This is a genomic window from Kitasatospora sp. NPDC002965 (genome assembly GCF_040611255.1).
Taxonomy (GTDB): Bacteria; Actinomycetota; Actinomycetes; order Streptomycetales; family Streptomycetaceae; genus Kitasatospora.
Map to the genome: position 1 here is coordinate 1 of NZ_JBEXNT010000174.1, position 16,492 is coordinate 16,492.

Genomic DNA, 16,492 nt, shown 5'->3' on the forward strand with positions numbered 1-16,492 from the left:
GGGGCTGCCGCCGCGGCTTCCGCACCCCCGCCCCCCCACGACCAGTTTTCCACGGGCGGAGGGCGGCCCCCTTACGGGGGCCCCCCGTCCCGGAAGGACCGGTGGAGGATGACCGAGTTCGGCGCCGCCCGCTCCGGTGAGGAGTGCGCCCCGGCCCGGAGCACGGCCGGGGTTGCGGCAGGGACCAGGCGGGCGCCGCGCGGCGCCCGCCGGGTCCGCTCGCGGTGGACGGGAGGGCGAGGGACATGACGCTCTCCCACCCCGCCACCCGAGGTGAGGACGGCGAGCGCGGCCGGTTCGAGCGGCTCGCCGAGAACGCCTCCAATCTGACCGGCTCGCCGGCGTTCTCCGTGTTCTGCGTCGTGCTGGTGGCCGCCTTCTTCGCGGTCCACGCGGCGGGTCTGTCGACGGAGTGGCAGATCCTCGTCGGCGACACGATGGCCGCGGTCACGCTGCTGTTGCTGGCGCTGCTCAAGAACGCCGAGCGGCGCGCCGAGCACGCCGTCCAGCGCAAGCTCGACGCGATCGCCGCCGCCCTCCTCGAACAGCACGAGGGCCACGAGGGGGAGGCCCACCGGCAGCTCCGGAAGGCGATCCGCATGGAGGAACGCCTCTGACGCCCGCTCCGCCGACCACTCCGGACAGCCGACGTCGCCGGACGTCGGTGCCGGTGCCCCCGCAGCCGGGGGCACCGGCATCCGGCGCTCCCGCGCGTCAGCCCCGGGCGGTCAGCGGCGCGTAGGCGTCCGGGCGGCGGGTGGAGTTGAACGGGAAGAGTTCGAGCCAGTCGTGGCGCTGGTCGAGGTCGAGGTCGGCGACCAGGACGGCGGCCTCGTCGCGCGGGGCCTGCGCGAGAACGCGGCCGTAGGGGTCCACGATGAAGGAGCTGCCGTAGAAGGTGAGCTCGCCCTCGACGCCGGTGCGGTTGGGGACGATCATGAACGTGGCGTTGGCGATGGCGTTGCCGGTGATGACCTTCTGCCACAGCGGCTGGGTGTCGAAGCCGGGGTGGCCGGGCTCGGAGCCGATGGCGGTGGGGTAGATGAGGGCGTCGGCGCCGGCGAGGGAGTAGGCGCGGGCGAGCTCGGGGAACCACTGGTCCCAGCAGGTGGGCATGCCCACGGCGGCGCCGCCGACCTCGGCCAGCGGGAACGCGTCGTCGCCGGCGGGGCCCTGGCGGAACCAGGTGTCCTCGTAGTAGCCCTCGGTCACGGGGATGTGGAGCTTGCGGGTGCGCTGCACCAGCGTGCCGTCGGGTGCCACCAGGATCGCGGTGTTGTAGCCGAGGCCGTCGGGGCCCTCGGGGCCGTCGGCCTTCTCGAACAGCGAGGCGTGGACGTGCAGGCCGTGCTCGCGGGCCGCGGCCGCGGCGAAGGCGAAGGTCGGACCGGTCAGCAGGTCCTCGGGCTCGACGGCCTGCGGGTGGTCCGCCTGGCGCAGGACGGCGAAGTACGGGGAGAGCGTCAGCTCCTGGAGTGCGACCAGGCGCGCGCCCTGCTCGGCGGCCAGGCGGATGCCCTCCAGCAGACCGGCGCGGTGCTGTTCCGGGTCCTGGTGCCAGCGCTGCTGGACGACGGCCACCCGCAGGGCGGCGCGCTGCGGGGCGCGGGTGCGGGCCGGGGAGGCCGGCGGGTTCAGGGCGGTGATCAGACGCATGGCGGTTCCCGGGGGTGGCTGGGCCGGCGGCCTCGTCGCCGCCGTGCCGGAACGTTCCGGCACGGGGAAGAGTAGCCATGCCGGAACGTTCCGGCAATACGCGCCGGAGACCGCCCGCCGCGCCCCGGCCGGCGAACGGGATCGAGGGCGGGCCCGAGGTGGGGAGCGCGCCCCGGGGCGGTGTCTAGACTTCCGGGCTGTGACCAGCCAACCTGTGACCCTGTTCGACGTGGCCCGGGCGGCCGGGGTGTCCAAGAGCACGGCCTCCGACGCGCTGCAGGGCTCCGGCAGGGTCGCGGAGGCCACCCGTGAACGCGTCCGGGCGGCGGCCCGCGAGCTCGGCTACCGCCCCAACTCGGCCGCTCGCAGCCTCCGCCGCTCCAGCACCGGGGCGATCGGCCTGCACCTGCCGCGGACGGCGACGCGCCTGGAGTACTACATGAACCTGGCGTTCGGCGCGGTCGAGCGGGCCAGGGAGGACGGACTGGACCTCGTCCTGCTGGCCCCGGGGACGGCGTCCGGCGGCGGACTCGCCGCGCGGGTGGACGGCCTGCTGGTGATCGACCCCGAGGTCGACGACCCGGAGGTCCCGTACCTGCTGGGCTCCGGCGTGCCGGTGGTGACGGGGGAGCGCTACCTGGGCGGCGGCGTCGCACCCAGCGGCGCGGTGGTGTGCGACAACGCCGCCTCGCTCGCCTCGCTGCTCGACCACCTCGCGGCGCGCGGAGCACGCCGCCCGGCGCTGCTGGCCCCCGGCCCGGGGTCCGACTGGGCCGCCGCGCTGCGGGCCGCCGCCGCCGACTGGACCCGGCAGCAGGGCGTCGAGGTCACGGTGCGGACGGTCCCGTTCGCGGCCACGCCCGCCGAGGCGGAGGCCGCCACCGCGGAACTGCTCGCCGGCACCCCGGGCCTGGACGCGGTGGTGTGCGCCCCCGACGGCGCGGTGCCCGGCGTGCTGACGGCCGCGGCCCGGGCGGGCCTGCGGGTCGGCGCGGACCTGCTGGTGGCCGCGTGCGTCGACGGCCCCGCGGCGCGGGGGGCGAGCCCGCAGGTGACGGCGGTGGACCTGCGCGCGGCGCAGTACGGACGCGCGTGCGCGGAGCTGCTGAGCGATCTGCTGGCGGGAGCGGCGGTCCCCGGCGTGGTGCGCCGGCACGACTGGGCACTGCGCGTCCGGGCGTCCACCGCCGGCCACGGCTGACCGGCCGCCCACAGCCGGCACCGACCGGACCTACCGCTCCGTCGTGGTGCCGGGGTGGGCGGGGAGCGGCCGGGGGACCGTGCGCAGCCAGGCGCGGGCGGCCCGGGCCGAGGTGAGGTGGACCAGTGTCAGCCCGGGGTGGGCGGCGAGGCGGTCCAGGGTCCGTCGGCGGTACGCGGAGTGGTGGCTCCAGGCCCGGCGGATCGGGTGCTCCGGGTCGCGCCACTCCCGGAAGTGCTCCCGGTTGCCGTTCCACAGCTCGCGGCGGGTGAGCGCACGGGCGAGCGAGCGGCGCAGGACGCGGTGCATGACGGTGTACCGGGGCAGGTCGAGCCAGATGTAGGTGTCGGCCCGGGTGGTCAGCAGATCCCCGAGCAGCCCGGTGTACTGGTCCTCGGTGACCCAGCGGGCGGTGTGCGCGAACGCCTCGACGTCGGAGCGGAACGCGGGCCGCGGGGTCCAGTTCGGTCCGTGGTGCAGGGCGTCCAGTTCGTACCGCGGCAGGCCGAGCCGCGCGGCCAGCCGCCCCGCCGCCGTCGTCTTGCCCGCACCCGGGATGCCCGCGACCAGTACCCGCTCCACGGCCGTCACCCTAGTCCGTGGAGCGCGGACCCCGTACGCTGCCGGGCCCGGCGGCCTGGTCGACGGGGCGCCCCGAAGGGCAGGATTCGCGTCACGGTGCTGCACCGTGCGAATCGTGTTCGATAGGTTGGGGCCGGCGTGCGCAACCGAGTCCGCGGAGGGGTTCTCTCGATGACCGATCAGACGGTCCACCACCTGTTCTCCTACGGGACGCTCCAGCTCCCCGGGGTCCAGCTCGCCCGGTTCGGCCGGCGCCTCGACGGGCGGCCGGACGCGCTGCCGGGCTTCCGCCTGACCTACATCGCGATCACGGACCCGGAGGTGATCGCGGCCAGCGGCACCGACCGCCACCCCCTGGTGGTGGCCTCCGCCGAGGGCGGCGACGCGGTGGAGGGCAGCGTCTTCGCCCTCACCGACGCCGAGCTCGCCGCGGCGGACGACTACGAGGTCGACGACTACGCCAGGACCGAGGTCGTCCTGCGGTCCGGTACCAGGGCCTGGGCCTACCTCGACGCCGGCCCCCGGGACGTCACGGCCCCCTGAGCGGGGACCGCACGCCGAGGATGTCGCCCCGGACGGGGCGCGGACCGGCCGCCGCTGCGCTCACGGCGGCCCGGAGCATGTGTGCGATCCGGTTAACTCCCCGATCCACGGGCCGTGACAAGGCGGTAATGCGGCCTTCCTAGGGTCACGATCGTGGGAGTTCCCCACCGCTTGGTCCTTCGGGAGGGAGTCTCGGTGACGACGCCAGGTTCGAAGGCGGACAGCGTGCGGACGGTCTGCTCGTACTGCGGCGTCGGCTGCGGCATCGTGCTCGACATCGCCCGGGACGCCGTCAGCGGCCGGCGCACCGTCGTGAAGGCGGTCGGGGACCGGAAGCACCCGGCGAACCGCGGGCGGCTCTGCACGAAGGGCGCGACCGGCGCCGAGCTGATGGCCGCCTCCGGGCGGGCCACCAGGGCCCTGGTCCGTGCCGAGCGCGGCGCCGAGCCGGCCGAGGCGGACGTCGACGACGCGATCACGGCGGTGGCCGGACGCCTGCGGGCGATCCTGGACCGGCACGGCCCCGACGCGCTCGCCTTCTACGTCTCCGGGCAGATGTCCCTGGAGGCGCAGTACCTGGCGAACAAGCTCGCCAAGGGGTTCGTGCGGACCCACCGGATCGAGTCGAACTCCCGGCTCTGCATGGCCTCGGCCGGCACCGGCTACAAGCTGTCGCTCGGCGCGGACGGCCCGCCCGGCTCGTACCAGGACTTCGACCACGCGGACGTGTTCCTGGTCATCGGCTCGAACATGGCCGACTGCCACCCGATCCTGTTCCTGCGGATGATGGACCGGATCAGGTCGGCCGGGGCGAAGCTCGTGGTCGTCGACCCGCGGCGCAACGCCACCGCAGACAAGGCCGACCTGTTCCTGCAGATCCGGCCGGGGACCGACCTCGCCCTGCTGAACGGACTCCTGCACCTGCTGGTGGCGAACGGCCACACCGACGAGGCGTTCATCGCGGAGTTCACCGACGGCTGGGAGGCGATGCCCGCCTTCCTGGCGGACTACCCGCCGGCGAGGGTCGCCGAGATCACCGGGATACCGGAGGCCGACATCCGGCAGGCCGCGCAGTGGATCGGTGCGGCGGGGGAGTGGACGAGCTGCTGGACGATGGGCCTCAACCAGTCCACCCACGGCACCTGGAACACCAACGCCCTGGTCAACCTGCACCTGGCGACCGGTGCGATCTGCCGCCCCGGCAGCGGCCCGTTCTCGCTGACCGGCCAGCCCAACGCGATGGGCGGCCGGGAGATGGGGTACATGGGCCCGGGCCTGCCCGGCCAGCGATCGGTTCTCGTGGACGCCGAGCGGGCCTTCGTCGAGGACCTGTGGGGGATCGGGGCGGGCACCCTGCGCACCGACGTCGGGCGCGGCACGGTCGAGATGTTCGAGCAGATGGCCGCCGGTGACGTCAAGGCGTGCTGGATCATCTGCACCAATCCGGTGGCCTCCGTCGCCAACCGCAGGACCGTCATCGCCGCCCTGGAGGCCGCGGAACTGGTCATCACCCAGGACGTGTTCACGGAGACCGAGACCAACGCGTACGCGGACGTGGTGCTGCCCGCCACGCTGTGGGCCGAGTCCGACGGCGTCATGATCAACTCGGAGCGGAACCTCACCCTCGTCCAGGGCGTCGTCGACCCGCCCGGGCAGGCCCTGCCCGACTGGCAGCTGATCGCCCGGGTGGCCTGCGAGATGGGCTTCGCCGACGCCTTCACCTACGCGAGCGCCGAGGAGGTCTTCGAGGAGCTCAAGCGGGCCTGGAACCCGGCGACCGGCTGGGACCTGCGCGGCGTCGACTACCGGCGGCTGCGCGAGACCCCGGTGCAGTGGCCGGCGCCGTCCCCGGACGGCAGCGACCGCAACCCGATCCGCTACCTCAACGACGGCGTCAGCCAGACCCTGCTGGAGCGGGCGGACGGCACCCGTCCCCGGCTGGCGTTCCCCACCGCCGACGGCCGGGCCCGGTTCTTCGGCCGCCCGCACCTGCCCGCCGCCGAACTCCCCGACGACGACTACCCGTTCGTCCTCAACACCGGCCGCCTCCAGCACCAGTGGCACACCCTCACCAAGACCGGAAGGGTCGGCAAGCTCAACCGGCTGAACCCCGGTCCCTTCGTCGAGCTCCACCCGGAGGACGCCGCCGCGATGGGCGCGGAGGAGGGGGACCACGTCGAGGTCGCCTCCCGGCGGGGCCGCGCCGTCCTGCCCGCCGTCGTCACCGACCGGGTCCGCCCCGGCAACTGCTTCGCGCCGTTCCACTGGAACGACCTCTTCGGCGAGTACCTCGGCATCAACGCCGTCACCAACGACGCCGTCGACCCGGTCTCCTTCCAGCCCGAGTTCAAGGCCTGCGCCGTGGCGCTGCGGGTGGTGCCGGCCCCGGCGCCCGCGGACTCCGTTCCGGGGACGGCGGTGTCGGGGCCCGCCGCCCCGCCGCAGGCCCCGGCCGCCCCGCCGCCGGGTGTCGGCGCCGTCCCGGGCGTCGACGCGGCGCCGGGGACGGCGGTGGAGGGTGACAGGGCCGGTGCCCTGCCCGCCCTGGCCGCGCTGCTCGGCATCGAGCACCTCGCACCGCCGGTGCTCGCCGAACCGGAGCGCCGCTACCTGTCCGGCTTCCTCGCCGGGGTCGCGCTGGCGCCGCCCGGCGGCGTGCCGGTGCTGCCGGCCGACGCGCCGTTCGCCCCGGAGACGGCGCGGTGGGTGAACGGCCTGCTGGCCGGGGCGTTCTCCCGGACGGCGACTCCCCCCGCACCCGCCCCCGCCGCCCCCGAACCGGTCCGGGCCCGGGAACTGCTCGTCCTGTGGGCCTCGCAGACCGGCACCGCCGAGGAGTTCGCCGCCGGGGCCGCCGCCCGGCTGGCCGAGGCGGGCCGCCCCCCGGCCCTGCTCGCCATGGCCGACGCCACGCCCGGACGGCTCACCGCGGGCACCGACCTGCTCATCGTCACCAGCACCTTCGGCGACGGTGACGCACCCGACAACGGCGCCGACTTCTGGCAGGCGCTGGCCGACGGCGGCGCGCCCCGGCTGGACGGCGTGCGGTACTCCGTCCTCGCCTTCGGCGACTCCAGCTACGACGACTTCTGCGGCCACGGGCGGCGCCTCGACGAACGGCTCGCGGAGCTCGGCGCCACCCGCCTGCATCCGCGGACCGACTGCGAGGCGGACGACGACGAGGCCGCCGGGACGTGGCTGGAGCAGGTCACCGGCGTGCTCGCCGCTCCCCTCGCCGCTCCCCTCGTCGGCCCCCTTCCCGGCTCCGTCGCCGACGCGGGCGGCCGGCCGGCCCCCGCCGGGCCGCCCGCCGCCGGGCCGCCCGTCACGGCGGGCGGCGCACCGGAGCCTCCCGCGCCCGCCGCCGCGACGGCCCCGGCCGGGCCGCCCGCAGCCGCGTCCGCCGCCCTGCTCGCCACGGTCCGGGCCGCCGCGCCGGCCGGCTCCTCGAAGGCGTCCCCCTTCACCACCCTCCTGATCGGCAACCGGGTGCTGAGCCTGCCCGGGGCGCAGAAGGAGGTGCGGCAGTTCGCGTTCGACACCCACGGCGGCAGGCTCGCCTACGAGGCCGGTGACGCCCTCGGGGTGTGGCCGGCCAACGGGTCCGGGCTGGTCGCGGAGTGGCTCGCGCTGACGGGCCTCGACGCGGAGCGGGGCGTGACCCTGCCCGGGGTCGGCGACCTCCCCCTCGGCGAGGCCCTGCGGACCCGGCTCGACATCACCCGCATCACCCCTGAGCTGCTCGGCTTCGTCGCCGAGCGCACCGGCGACCGGGACCTCAAGCGGCTGCTGCGGCCGGACAACAAGGGCGAGCTGGCGCGGTGGAGCTGGGGCCGGCAGGCCGCCGACGTGGTCGCGGCCTTCCCGGTCCGGGCGAGCGCCGCCGAGTGGGCCGGCGTGCTCCGGCGGCTCCAGCCCCGGCTGTACTCCGTCTCCTCCAGCCCGCTGGCGCACCCCGGCGAGGTGCGCCTCACGGTGTCCGTGGTCCGCTACACCAACGACCTCGGCCGCGACCGCAACGGCGTCTGCTCGACCTACCTCGCCGACTGCGCCGACGACGGCCCGGTGCAGGTGTTCGTCCAGCGCTCCCCGCACTTCCGCCCGCCGGCCTCCTCCACGACGCCGATGATCATGGTGGGTCCCGGCACCGGCGTCGCGCCGTTCGTCGGCTTCCTGGAGGATCGGCGGGCCCGTGGCCACACCGGCGCGAACTGGCTGTTCTTCGGCGAGCAGCGCGAAGCCACCGACTTCTACTACCGGGAGGAGCTGGAGGCGTTCCGCGCCTCCGGCCACCTGGACCGCCTCGACGTCGCCTTCTCGCGCGACCAGCGCAACAAGGTCTACGTCCAGGACCGGATGCGCGAGCACGGGCCGCGCCTGTGGCGGTGGCTCCAGGACGGTGCCCACGTCTACGTCTGCGGCGACGCCGGCCGGATGGCCAAGGACGTCGACCGGGCGTTGCGGGAGATCGTCGCCGCCCACGGCGGGATGGACGAGGAGTCGGCCGCCGGGTACGTCCGGCAGCTGGCGGGCGACAAGCGCTACGTCCGGGACGTCTACTGATCCCCGCTCGGCCGGTAGGGGCTGTGCATGGTGAGGAAGCGGATGTCGAGGTCGGTCTCCAGGTAGTCCATCCGCCGTTCCCAGAAGGCCCGCATGTGGGGGAGGGCGAGGTGGGCGTCGAGGTCGGCCTCGGAGCGCCAGGCCTCGTAGAAGACGAAGACGCCGGGCTCCTGGCGGTCCTCGTGGAAGTGGTACTCCAGGCAGCCGGCCTCCTGTCGGGTGGGTTCGACGAACGAGAGCAGGAGCTCCTTCAGCTCCTCGGCGCGGTCGGGCCTGGGGCGGGCGGTGCCGACGAGCGTGAACGGCTGGGACATGTGGGGTTCCCCCTCCGGGAGGTCCTGGGACAGGCATAGGTACAGGAAATCTCGTACCTGGGCGACGCTAGCCGACCCGCAGGTACGATGCAATCCATACCTGGAGGGAGGTGTCCCGGATGCCCGACGACGAAGGCCACCCGAGCGTCGAGGAGATCGAGCTCGGCCCCGTGCTCTCCGCGCTGGCGGATCCGCTGCGCCGCCGCGTGGTGCGCGAGCTGGCCACCGGACCCGACGGCGCCGCGCGGACGTGCAGCTCCTTCGCGCTGCCGGTCTCGAAGGCGACCGTCACGTACCACTTCCGCGCCCTGCGCGAGGCCGGGCTGATCCGGCAGGTCGACCGGGGCAACAGCCGGATGGCCTGCCTGCGCCGGGCCGACATCGAACAGCGCTTCCCCGGGCTGCTGGGCATCGTGGCGGCCGAGCCGGAGGGGTGAGGGCGGGCGCGGGGAAGCCCCGTCCGGGCCGGCGCGCGTGACGTACGCTCACGCCGGGCCCGCGCCCGGCGCTCACGCCGGGCGCGGCCGGGTCAGCCGGACGCCGTGGCGCGCCGGCGGGGGCGGACCATGACCCGTCGCAGGTCGCAGAGTTCGACGTCGAAGTTCTTCGCGGTGGTGCGCAGCCGGGAGAGCATCGCGTCCGGGCCGGTGATCCAGAGCCGGTCGACGCCCAGTTCGCGCAGCGACCGCGCGGTGTCCACCCAGCGGATCGGGCTGACGAACCCGTCGAGCAGCGCGGTCCGCAGCTCCGCGGGCCCGGTCAGGACGGCCCCGTCGTAGTAGGAGACGATCGGAATCCTGGGCGCCGCCAGGGTGTACCGCGCGTACACCTCCTCCATCCGGGCCCTGACCCCGGTGAACAGGGACGTGTGGGCGGGCGGGCGCATCGTGTAGAGCGAGTAGCCGCCGGCTTCGCTGATCGCCGACTTGAAGGCGGCCAGTTCCGCCTCGCGCAGCGACACCATGTGGAAGTCGGTGTCCATCCGGCCGGAGACGTCGTGCCACTCCAGGCCGCCCAGCAGCGGGTCGAGCCGCTCCTCGGGCACCCGGACGAACGAGTGGGTGACGATGTCGCGGTGCTCGGTGGCGAAGTACTCGCGCTCGACCCGGGCGATCTCGTCGACCAGCCGGACGGTGTCGGCGAACGGCAGCGCGCCCGTGTAGGCCAGGGCGGTCCGCTCCCCGAAGCTCGGGCCGGCGCAGTACTCGGGTGCGGCGCCGAGCCGCTGCTCCGCCCACTCCGCCAGGGCCAGGCACGCGACGAGCACCGCCACCTGGACCGGTTCGGCGTAGTCGTCGTCGGCCGGTGCGTCGGCCAGCGCGTCGGCGAGGCGGTAGCCGAGCGCCTCGTCGGCCTCGGCGAGCCGCCGGCGCGCGAGCGGATGGATCATCAGGAACGTGCCGAGCTCCTCGCGGCGGACCGGGGAGAGGGCCGGGAAGACGATCGCGGCGGTCATCGGGAGGCCTCCGTGGGTGCCCCGCCCCGCGGGGCGGAGCGGGAGCGGTCGACTGCGGTGCGGGGGAGGGGGAGCCGGTCCGACGCCCGCGCGGCGCCGCCGGAGGGAGCACCGCCGAGCGGCGCGCCGCCGGTCGGTGCCGCGCGCTCCGGCGCGGCGTGCGGGCCGCGGCTCACGAGTGGACCGGCTTCTGGGCGGCGGGCGGGGCGGCCAGCCTCTCCAGCGCCTTCCGGTCGGGCTTCCCGTTGCGGTTGAGCGGCAGCCGGTCCAGGACGACGACCCGGTTGGGCTGCTCGTAGGCCGGCAGGACCGCGCAGATCCGCTCCCGCCAGTGCGCGGCGTCCGCGCCGGTCTCGTCCTCGACGAAGAACACCAGGGAGCTGCCGCGCCGTTCGTCCGGGACGGCGATCACCTTGGCCGAGCAGCCCGCCTCGGCGATCCGCGCCTCGATCCGCTCGGGGTAGAGCGTGTAGCCCATCCGGTGCACGGCCAGCTTGCGGCCGAGGACGGACAGGTTGCCGTGCTCGTCCAGGCGCCCGAAGTCGCCGGTGCGCCGCCAGCCGCGGGCGACCGGGGCGAGGTCGCCGTCCGGGCCGAGGTAGCCCTCCATGAGCTCCGGCGAGTCGACCTCGATCTCGCCCGCCTCGAACGGGCCGAGCACCGCGCCCGCGTCGTCGACGATCCGCACGCCCATGCCGACGACGGGCCGGCCGGTGGCCACGGGGTTGTCCGCGGTCGCGAAGGCGACGTTGCCCAGCTCGGTGCTGCCGTAGCTGTCCAGCAGGGGCTTGCCGCACAGGTCGACGTACCGGTCGACCAGGGTGGGGTCCAGCGGGGCCGCGCCGCTGCAGAACAGCCGCACGCCGCGCAGGTCGGCCGTCGGGTCGGGGCGCCGGCTGACGATGTTCCAGATGCTGCGGTAGGTCGCCGGCGTCGCGTCGAGCACGGTGGCGCCGGTCCGGCCGGCCATGGCGACCGCCTGGTCGACCCGGCGGTACGGGGCGACCACCAGGGAGCAGCGGACCAGCCAGGCGATGAACACCATGGAGAGCCCGTACTGGTGGGAGAACGGCAGCAGCGGCAGCAGGACGTCGTCCGGGCGGTGGCCGATCTGGGCGGCGTTGCGCTCCAGGTTCCGCAGGAACCGCGCGCCGGTCTTCACCACGCCCTTCGGGACGCCGGTCGACCCGGAGGACCACATGATCAGCCCGTCCGGCAGCCCGCGCCAGAGGTCGAGGTCGAGCGGGCCGTCCAGCTCGGCGGGCGGCCGGGACCCGGCGGCGGCCAGCAGGTCCTGGACGAGGACGGTCCGGTCCCCGGCGGGCGGCAGCGCGCTGCCGTCCACGACGGTCAGCGAGGCCCGGGTCAGCCGGTGGATGCGGGTGGTCTCCTCGGCGGTGTCCTGGTGGTCGAGGAGCACGATCGAGGCGCCGGCGTGGGCGAGGCCGAGCAGCACGGTGATCCAGGCGGCCGAGTTGTCCGCCTTGAACAGCACGCGGGTTCCCGGCCGGACGCCGAGGTCGGCCAGGACCGCGGCGACGCCGACGGCCGATCGCTCCACGTCGGTCAGGGACTGGGCGGAGTCGGGTGCGAACACAGTGGCGGTCATCGGCGGATGCCGTCCTTCCGCGGGTGTCGGATGCAGGCGGGGTCAGATCAGCGGGAACTTCAGCTGGCCCGACGCGATCGGATTGACGTAGTCGGCGCTGGTCATTCCGGCCTTCTTCATCGCCAGGCCGGTCAGGCCCTCGAAGATGGCCCGGCGGGCGTTCATGGTGGTGGAGTAGCCGGGGTCGAGGTGCGGCGCGATCTCGACGACGTCCATCCCGATGACGTTGGTCTCCGCGCACAGCCGCCGGAAGGCCGGGAACAGCTCACGCGGGGTCAGCCCACCGGGCTCCGGCGTGCCGGTGCCGGGCGCGTAGGCGGGGTCGAGGACGTCGATGTCGAGCGACAGGTAGATGAACTCCGGGCCGTCGTGCACCTCTTCGATGACCTTGTCGAGCACCGCGTTGAAGCCCAGCCGCTCGATCTCGACCATGAAGTGGGTCCGCATGCCGTTGCGGCGCATCCAGTTGAACAGCGCGTCGTCCGGGCCGGTCGGCGTGCGCAGGCCGATCTGCACGAAGTTCTTGCCGGGGATCCGCTTCTCGTCGATCAGGCGCCGGAGCGGGGTGCCGTGGGTGACGCGGTGGCCGAAGATGTGCTCGTGGCAGTCGGGGTGGGCGTCGAAGTGCACCACGCCGATCTTGTCCGGTCCGTACAGGTCGGCGAGCGCGCCGACGCTGGCGATCATGAGCGAGTGGTCGCCGCCCAGGATGACCGGCACGGCCCCGACGTCCGCGACCTCGCGGACCGTCGCGGCGATCGACGGCAGCGACTTCTCGACACTGAAGATGTCGATCGCCGCGTCCCCGTAGTCGACCACCTTGAGGAGGTTGAACGGGCTCACCCGGGTGCTGGCGTTGACCAGGAGCTCGGGGGTGTTGAAGAGGTAGCGCTCGTCGGAGCGCAGTGCGCGCGGGCCGTAGGCGGCGCCGCGGTGGCCGGACGAGGAGTCCAGCGGGACGCCGAACACGGCGACGTCGACGCCGCCGGCGCGCAGGTCCTCCTGGTCGAGGCAGACCGGGACCCCCATGAAGGTGGGGATGCCGGTGTAGGCCGGCTGGAGGAAGTTGCGCCGGAGGTCGATCGGGCCGGGTGCGCGGGAGGGAGCCTGCGACCGGTCGATCGGAATGCGCCAGGAGTCTTCGGCATCGTTTTCCGTCACGCTGATTCCCTTACCGTGGCCTGACCGTCAATTGGCTTTACGGCGATATCGTCAACACGCTCGCGGCGGCTTCCCAACGCCGACGGAAGGCTATTGAGCGGTGTTTAGCGGGCCAACCCCAGCGGATCCCCTATCGGGCGGAGGGCTGCAGGGGGTCGATTCGCCCGCAAGGCCCGAAGGGGCAGGGGATGCCCCGATTTGCACCGGAGGCGCGGCCGCGGCGATCCGGGGCCCGCGGAGCGGTGGTCCGCGGTTCGTCCAGGGAGCGTCGGAGGTGGTGGCACGCCTGCGGAGGCGGCGCGACCGACCCCGTGAGCACCGCAACTCCCGTGCGGGGCACGCCTAAACATCTGATGCCCTTTCGGGCACATGATTTTTTGTTCACATCGCGTACTCCATCGATTCAATGGGGGATCACCTTCCGAGGGGCATACTGAGGCCGTCGCACGAAGAGATCAAATGCATTTTTTACGGTGATAGCGGCGAAACATATCGATGCCACGTTCATTCGGCCGAATGTCGCGCCGTCTTTCTCGGGTGCGGCGGAGAGCCGCGGGCATCGGCGGATCGCCGGACCAATGGATGTGCCCTCGGGGAGGACCACGCAGGTGTTTGTCGAACGTCAGGAGCAGCTCGCCGGTTTCACGGCCGCGCTGGAGGATTGCCGAGCCGGAAACGGCCGGCTGCTGTCAGTCGTCGGCCCCATGGCCAGCGGGAAGACCACGCTGCTGCGCGCGTTCACGGAGCACGCCGAAGCGGCGGGGTTCCACGTCCTGTGGGCCACCGGCTCCCGGACCGAGCGGGAGCTGCCGCTGAGCCTGGTCAACCAGTTCTGCCACGGCTTCCCGTCCCCGACCGACCACACCGACCGGGCCGGACTGATCCGCGAGGTGCACAACGCGTCCGCGGCGCTGCTGGCCAACAGCGAGCGGGCGCCGCTGGTCGTCGCCGTCGACGACCTGCACCACGTCGACCCCCTCTCCCTGCACTGCCTGCTCTACCTGGTCCGGCGCATCCGCAACGCGCGGGTCCTCGTGGTGGTCAGTGGCCGCGACCTGACGGAGCCGACCGATCCGCAGCTGTACGCCGAGCTGATGGTGCTGGCGGCCGACAACCACATCGAGATCCCGCCGCTCTCCCGGCACGGCGTCGGCGAACTGCTCGCCGAGGCCTTCGGGACCCACCCGGCCGACCCGCTCGTCGACGCCTGTACCCGGGCGTCCGGGGGGAACCCGCTGCTGGCCCGGACGCTGATCGCGGACCTCCGCAGCGCCGGCGGGCCCGGCCTGGACCGGGACGGGCAGGTCGTCCCCGGCCGCGCCTACACCGCCGCGGCCCGCAGGTACGTCGAACGCTGCGAACCGGTGACCCGGCGCGTCCTCGCCGCCGCCGCCCTGCTGGACGGCCGCCCGCCGGCCGGCCTGCTCACCCTCGCCCGGCTGGCCGAGGTCGACACCGCGGCGGCCCGGCGGGAACTGTCCGGCCTGGAGAACGCGGGCCTGATCAGCGACGGCCGGCTCCCGCACCCGCAGGCCCGCCAGGCGGTGCTCGACCAGCTGCCGCCCGAAGCCCTGACCGACCTCCACCTGAGGGCGGCCCGGATCCAGTACGAGGGAGGGGCGGCGCCGCTCCCGGTCGCCCGCCACCTGCTGGCGGCCGGCCGGACACCGGCCTGGGCCGGCCCCGTCCTCGGCGCCGCCGCGGAGGAACTGCTCGGCAGCGGCGACGCTGACCTCGCCACCGCCCTGCTGCGGCTCGCGCACGACGGCGCGACCGACGAGGCGGAGCGCGTCGCGTTCAAGGTCGCGCTGCTCCGGGCGGAGTGGTGTACCGACCCGGCCTCCGCCGGGCACCGACTGGGACAGCTCACCGACGCCGTCCGGACCGGCCGGGTCGACGTCGCCGCACGCGTCACCACCGCGTACTGCCTGCTCTGGCTGGGGCGCACGGCCGAGACGGTCGAGGTGCTCGACGGCCTCGCCACGCTGGAGGCCGACACCGAGGAGCGCGCCAGGATCCGGCTCCTCACCGCATGGACCCGGTTCACCCACCCCGGCCTGCTCCGCGACGACCCGGCCGAACCCTGGGCACCGCAGCGCGCCGCCGAGACCGTGGTCAACACCAAGGAGGCGCTGGCCCAGGCCCTGGAGACCGTCCTGGTCAAGGGCCCGAACAGCGCGGCGGTGATCACGGCCGAACAGGCACTGCCCCGCTCGTCGGCCCGCGGCGACGCCCTGACCATGCACGTCGCGGCGCTCACCATCCTCATCTACGCCGACCAGCTCGAAACCGCGACCCAGTGGACCGACCGCCTGCTGACCCAGGCCCGCGAACGCGGCGTGTCGTCCATGGAGGGCATCCTGACGGCGGTCCGCGCCGACATCGCGTACCGCTCCGGCCGGCTCGCCGACGCGCAGCGCCACGCCGAGGCCGCGCTCGCCACCATGTGCCGCGAGAGCTGGTCGACCGCGGTCGGCGGCCCGCTGGGCACCCTGCTGCTGGCGCTCACCGCACGCGGCCGGCTCGCCGAAGCCGCCCGCTACCTCGACGAGCCGGTCCCGGACGCGATGTTCGAGACCGTCTGGGGCCTGCACTACCTGCGGGCACGCGGCACCTACTACCTGGCGGCCGGTCAGCCGGAGGCCGCCCTGGACGACTTCTCCACCTGCGGGGACCTGATGGCCCGCTGGAACCTCGACCTGCCGGCGCTCGCGCCCTGGCGCATCCACGCGGCCCGCGCGCACCTGGCCCTCGGCCGGCCGCAGCAGGCCCGCATGCTGGCCGAGAGTCAGCTGACCCAGCTGGGCCAGGAACCGAGCCGGACCAAGGCGGCCGCCCTGCGCGTGCTGGCCGCGGTCTCCCCGCTCGCCCAGCGCCCCACGCTGCTGCGCGAGGCCGCCGAGATGCTCCGCGGCTGCGGCGACCTGCTGGAGCTGGCCCACACGCTGGCCGACCTCAGCCAGGCCCAGCGCTCGCTCGGCGACTTCCACCGCGCCCGGATGACCGTCCGGCGGGCCTACGGCCTGGCCGGCGACTGCCAGGCCGACGGCCTGCGCCAGCGGCTGCTCCCCGACGTCGACGACGCGGCGCCGGAGGAGGCCGAGGAGTCCTACACGGAGGCCCTCAACTCGCTCAGCGACGCGGAGCGGAGGGTCGCCGTCCTGGCGGCCCAGGGCAACACCAACCGGCAGATCGCCAACCGGCTGCTGGTCACCCTGAGCACCGTCGAGCAGCACCTGACCAAGGTCTACCGCAAGCTCAGCGTGACCCGGCGGGCCGACCTCCTGGCGAAACTCGGGCCGAGGGTCAGCAACGTCGCGTGAGCTCCGCCGGCGGGCGGGCGGCCCGGTGGGCACTTGGCCGGCTCCGACTTGTAGATCAGGTCGGGCTGGTCGATGCGCAGCGGC

12 protein-coding genes are annotated in these 16,492 nt (G+C 74.4%); 6 read left to right on the top strand and 6 right to left on the bottom strand.

The annotated features are described in order from the left end of the window. The first annotated feature begins 245 nt into the window (after window positions 1–245). Window positions 246–617, top strand: coding sequence for a low affinity iron permease family protein (locus ABZY91_RS37920; RefSeq protein ID WP_329881439.1), 372 nt, complete (start codon window positions 246–248; stop codon window positions 615–617). A 97-nt stretch (window positions 618–714) separates the two neighbouring features. Here ABZY91_RS37920 and ABZY91_RS37925 read toward each other — a convergent pair whose 3' ends face one another. Beyond that, on the bottom strand, window positions 715–1,656 hold the full coding sequence (locus ABZY91_RS37925; RefSeq protein ID WP_355408301.1) for a nitrilase-related carbon-nitrogen hydrolase: 942 nt from the start codon (window positions 1,654–1,656) through the stop codon (window positions 715–717). A gap of 199 nt (window positions 1,657–1,855) precedes the next feature. Between ABZY91_RS37925 and ABZY91_RS37930 the strand changes: the two genes are divergently transcribed. Next, window positions 1,856–2,857, top strand: coding sequence for a LacI family DNA-binding transcriptional regulator (locus tag ABZY91_RS37930; RefSeq protein ID WP_329881437.1), 1,002 nt, complete (start codon window positions 1,856–1,858; stop codon window positions 2,855–2,857). Window positions 2,858–2,887: 30 nt separating this feature from the next. Here ABZY91_RS37930 and ABZY91_RS37935 read toward each other — a convergent pair whose 3' ends face one another. After that, window positions 2,888–3,439 carry an adenylate kinase gene (locus tag ABZY91_RS37935; RefSeq protein WP_355408303.1) on the bottom strand — a complete coding sequence of 184 codons (552 nt, stop codon included), beginning with the start codon at window positions 3,437–3,439 and terminating at the stop codon, window positions 2,888–2,890. Between the two features lie 171 nt (window positions 3,440–3,610). Between ABZY91_RS37935 and ABZY91_RS37940 the strand changes: the two genes are divergently transcribed. Then, window positions 3,611–3,982, top strand: a complete 372-nt coding sequence (locus ABZY91_RS37940; RefSeq protein WP_355408305.1) for a gamma-glutamylcyclotransferase family protein — start codon at window positions 3,611–3,613, stop codon at window positions 3,980–3,982. A gap of 195 nt (window positions 3,983–4,177) precedes the next feature. After that, window positions 4,178–8,545 (top strand): molybdopterin-dependent oxidoreductase, encoded by a 4,368-nt coding sequence (locus tag ABZY91_RS37945; protein WP_355408307.1) that lies wholly within the window; start codon window positions 4,178–4,180, stop codon window positions 8,543–8,545. Here the strand turns inward: ABZY91_RS37945 and ABZY91_RS37950 are convergent. After that, window positions 8,539–8,859: a putative quinol monooxygenase gene (locus ABZY91_RS37950; RefSeq protein ID WP_355408309.1), complete on the bottom strand. Its 321-nt coding sequence runs from the start codon at window positions 8,857–8,859 to the stop codon at window positions 8,539–8,541. The two genes, ABZY91_RS37945 and ABZY91_RS37950, sit on opposite strands and share 7 nt — an antisense overlap. 119 nt (window positions 8,860–8,978) lie before the next feature. Between ABZY91_RS37950 and ABZY91_RS37955 the strand changes: the two genes are divergently transcribed. Next, on the top strand, window positions 8,979–9,296 hold the full coding sequence (locus tag ABZY91_RS37955; RefSeq protein ID WP_329881432.1) for a helix-turn-helix domain-containing protein: 318 nt from the start codon (window positions 8,979–8,981) through the stop codon (window positions 9,294–9,296). 92 nt (window positions 9,297–9,388) lie between these two features. Here the strand turns inward: ABZY91_RS37955 and ABZY91_RS37960 are convergent, their stop codons facing one another. The 3 genes from ABZY91_RS37960 to ABZY91_RS37970 all read right to left on the bottom strand — a co-directional run bounded on the left by ABZY91_RS37960 (window position 9,389) and on the right by ABZY91_RS37970 (window position 13,085). Continuing rightward, window positions 9,389–10,315 (bottom strand): ACP S-malonyltransferase, encoded by a 927-nt coding sequence (locus ABZY91_RS37960; protein ID WP_355408312.1) that lies wholly within the window; start codon window positions 10,313–10,315, stop codon window positions 9,389–9,391. Between the two features lie 172 nt (window positions 10,316–10,487). Next, on the bottom strand, window positions 10,488–11,924 hold the full coding sequence (locus tag ABZY91_RS37965; protein WP_355408314.1) for a class I adenylate-forming enzyme family protein: 1,437 nt from the start codon (window positions 11,922–11,924) through the stop codon (window positions 10,488–10,490). A gap of 42 nt (window positions 11,925–11,966) precedes the next feature. Beyond that, window positions 11,967–13,085: an agmatinase family protein gene (locus ABZY91_RS37970; protein ID WP_329881429.1), complete on the bottom strand. Its 1,119-nt coding sequence runs from the start codon at window positions 13,083–13,085 to the stop codon at window positions 11,967–11,969. 608 nt (window positions 13,086–13,693) lie between these two features. Between ABZY91_RS37970 and ABZY91_RS37975 the strand changes: the two genes are divergently transcribed. Continuing rightward, window positions 13,694–16,408, top strand: coding sequence for an AAA family ATPase (locus ABZY91_RS37975; protein WP_355408316.1), 2,715 nt, complete (start codon window positions 13,694–13,696; stop codon window positions 16,406–16,408). The last annotated feature ends 84 nt before the right edge of the window (window positions 16,409–16,492 follow it).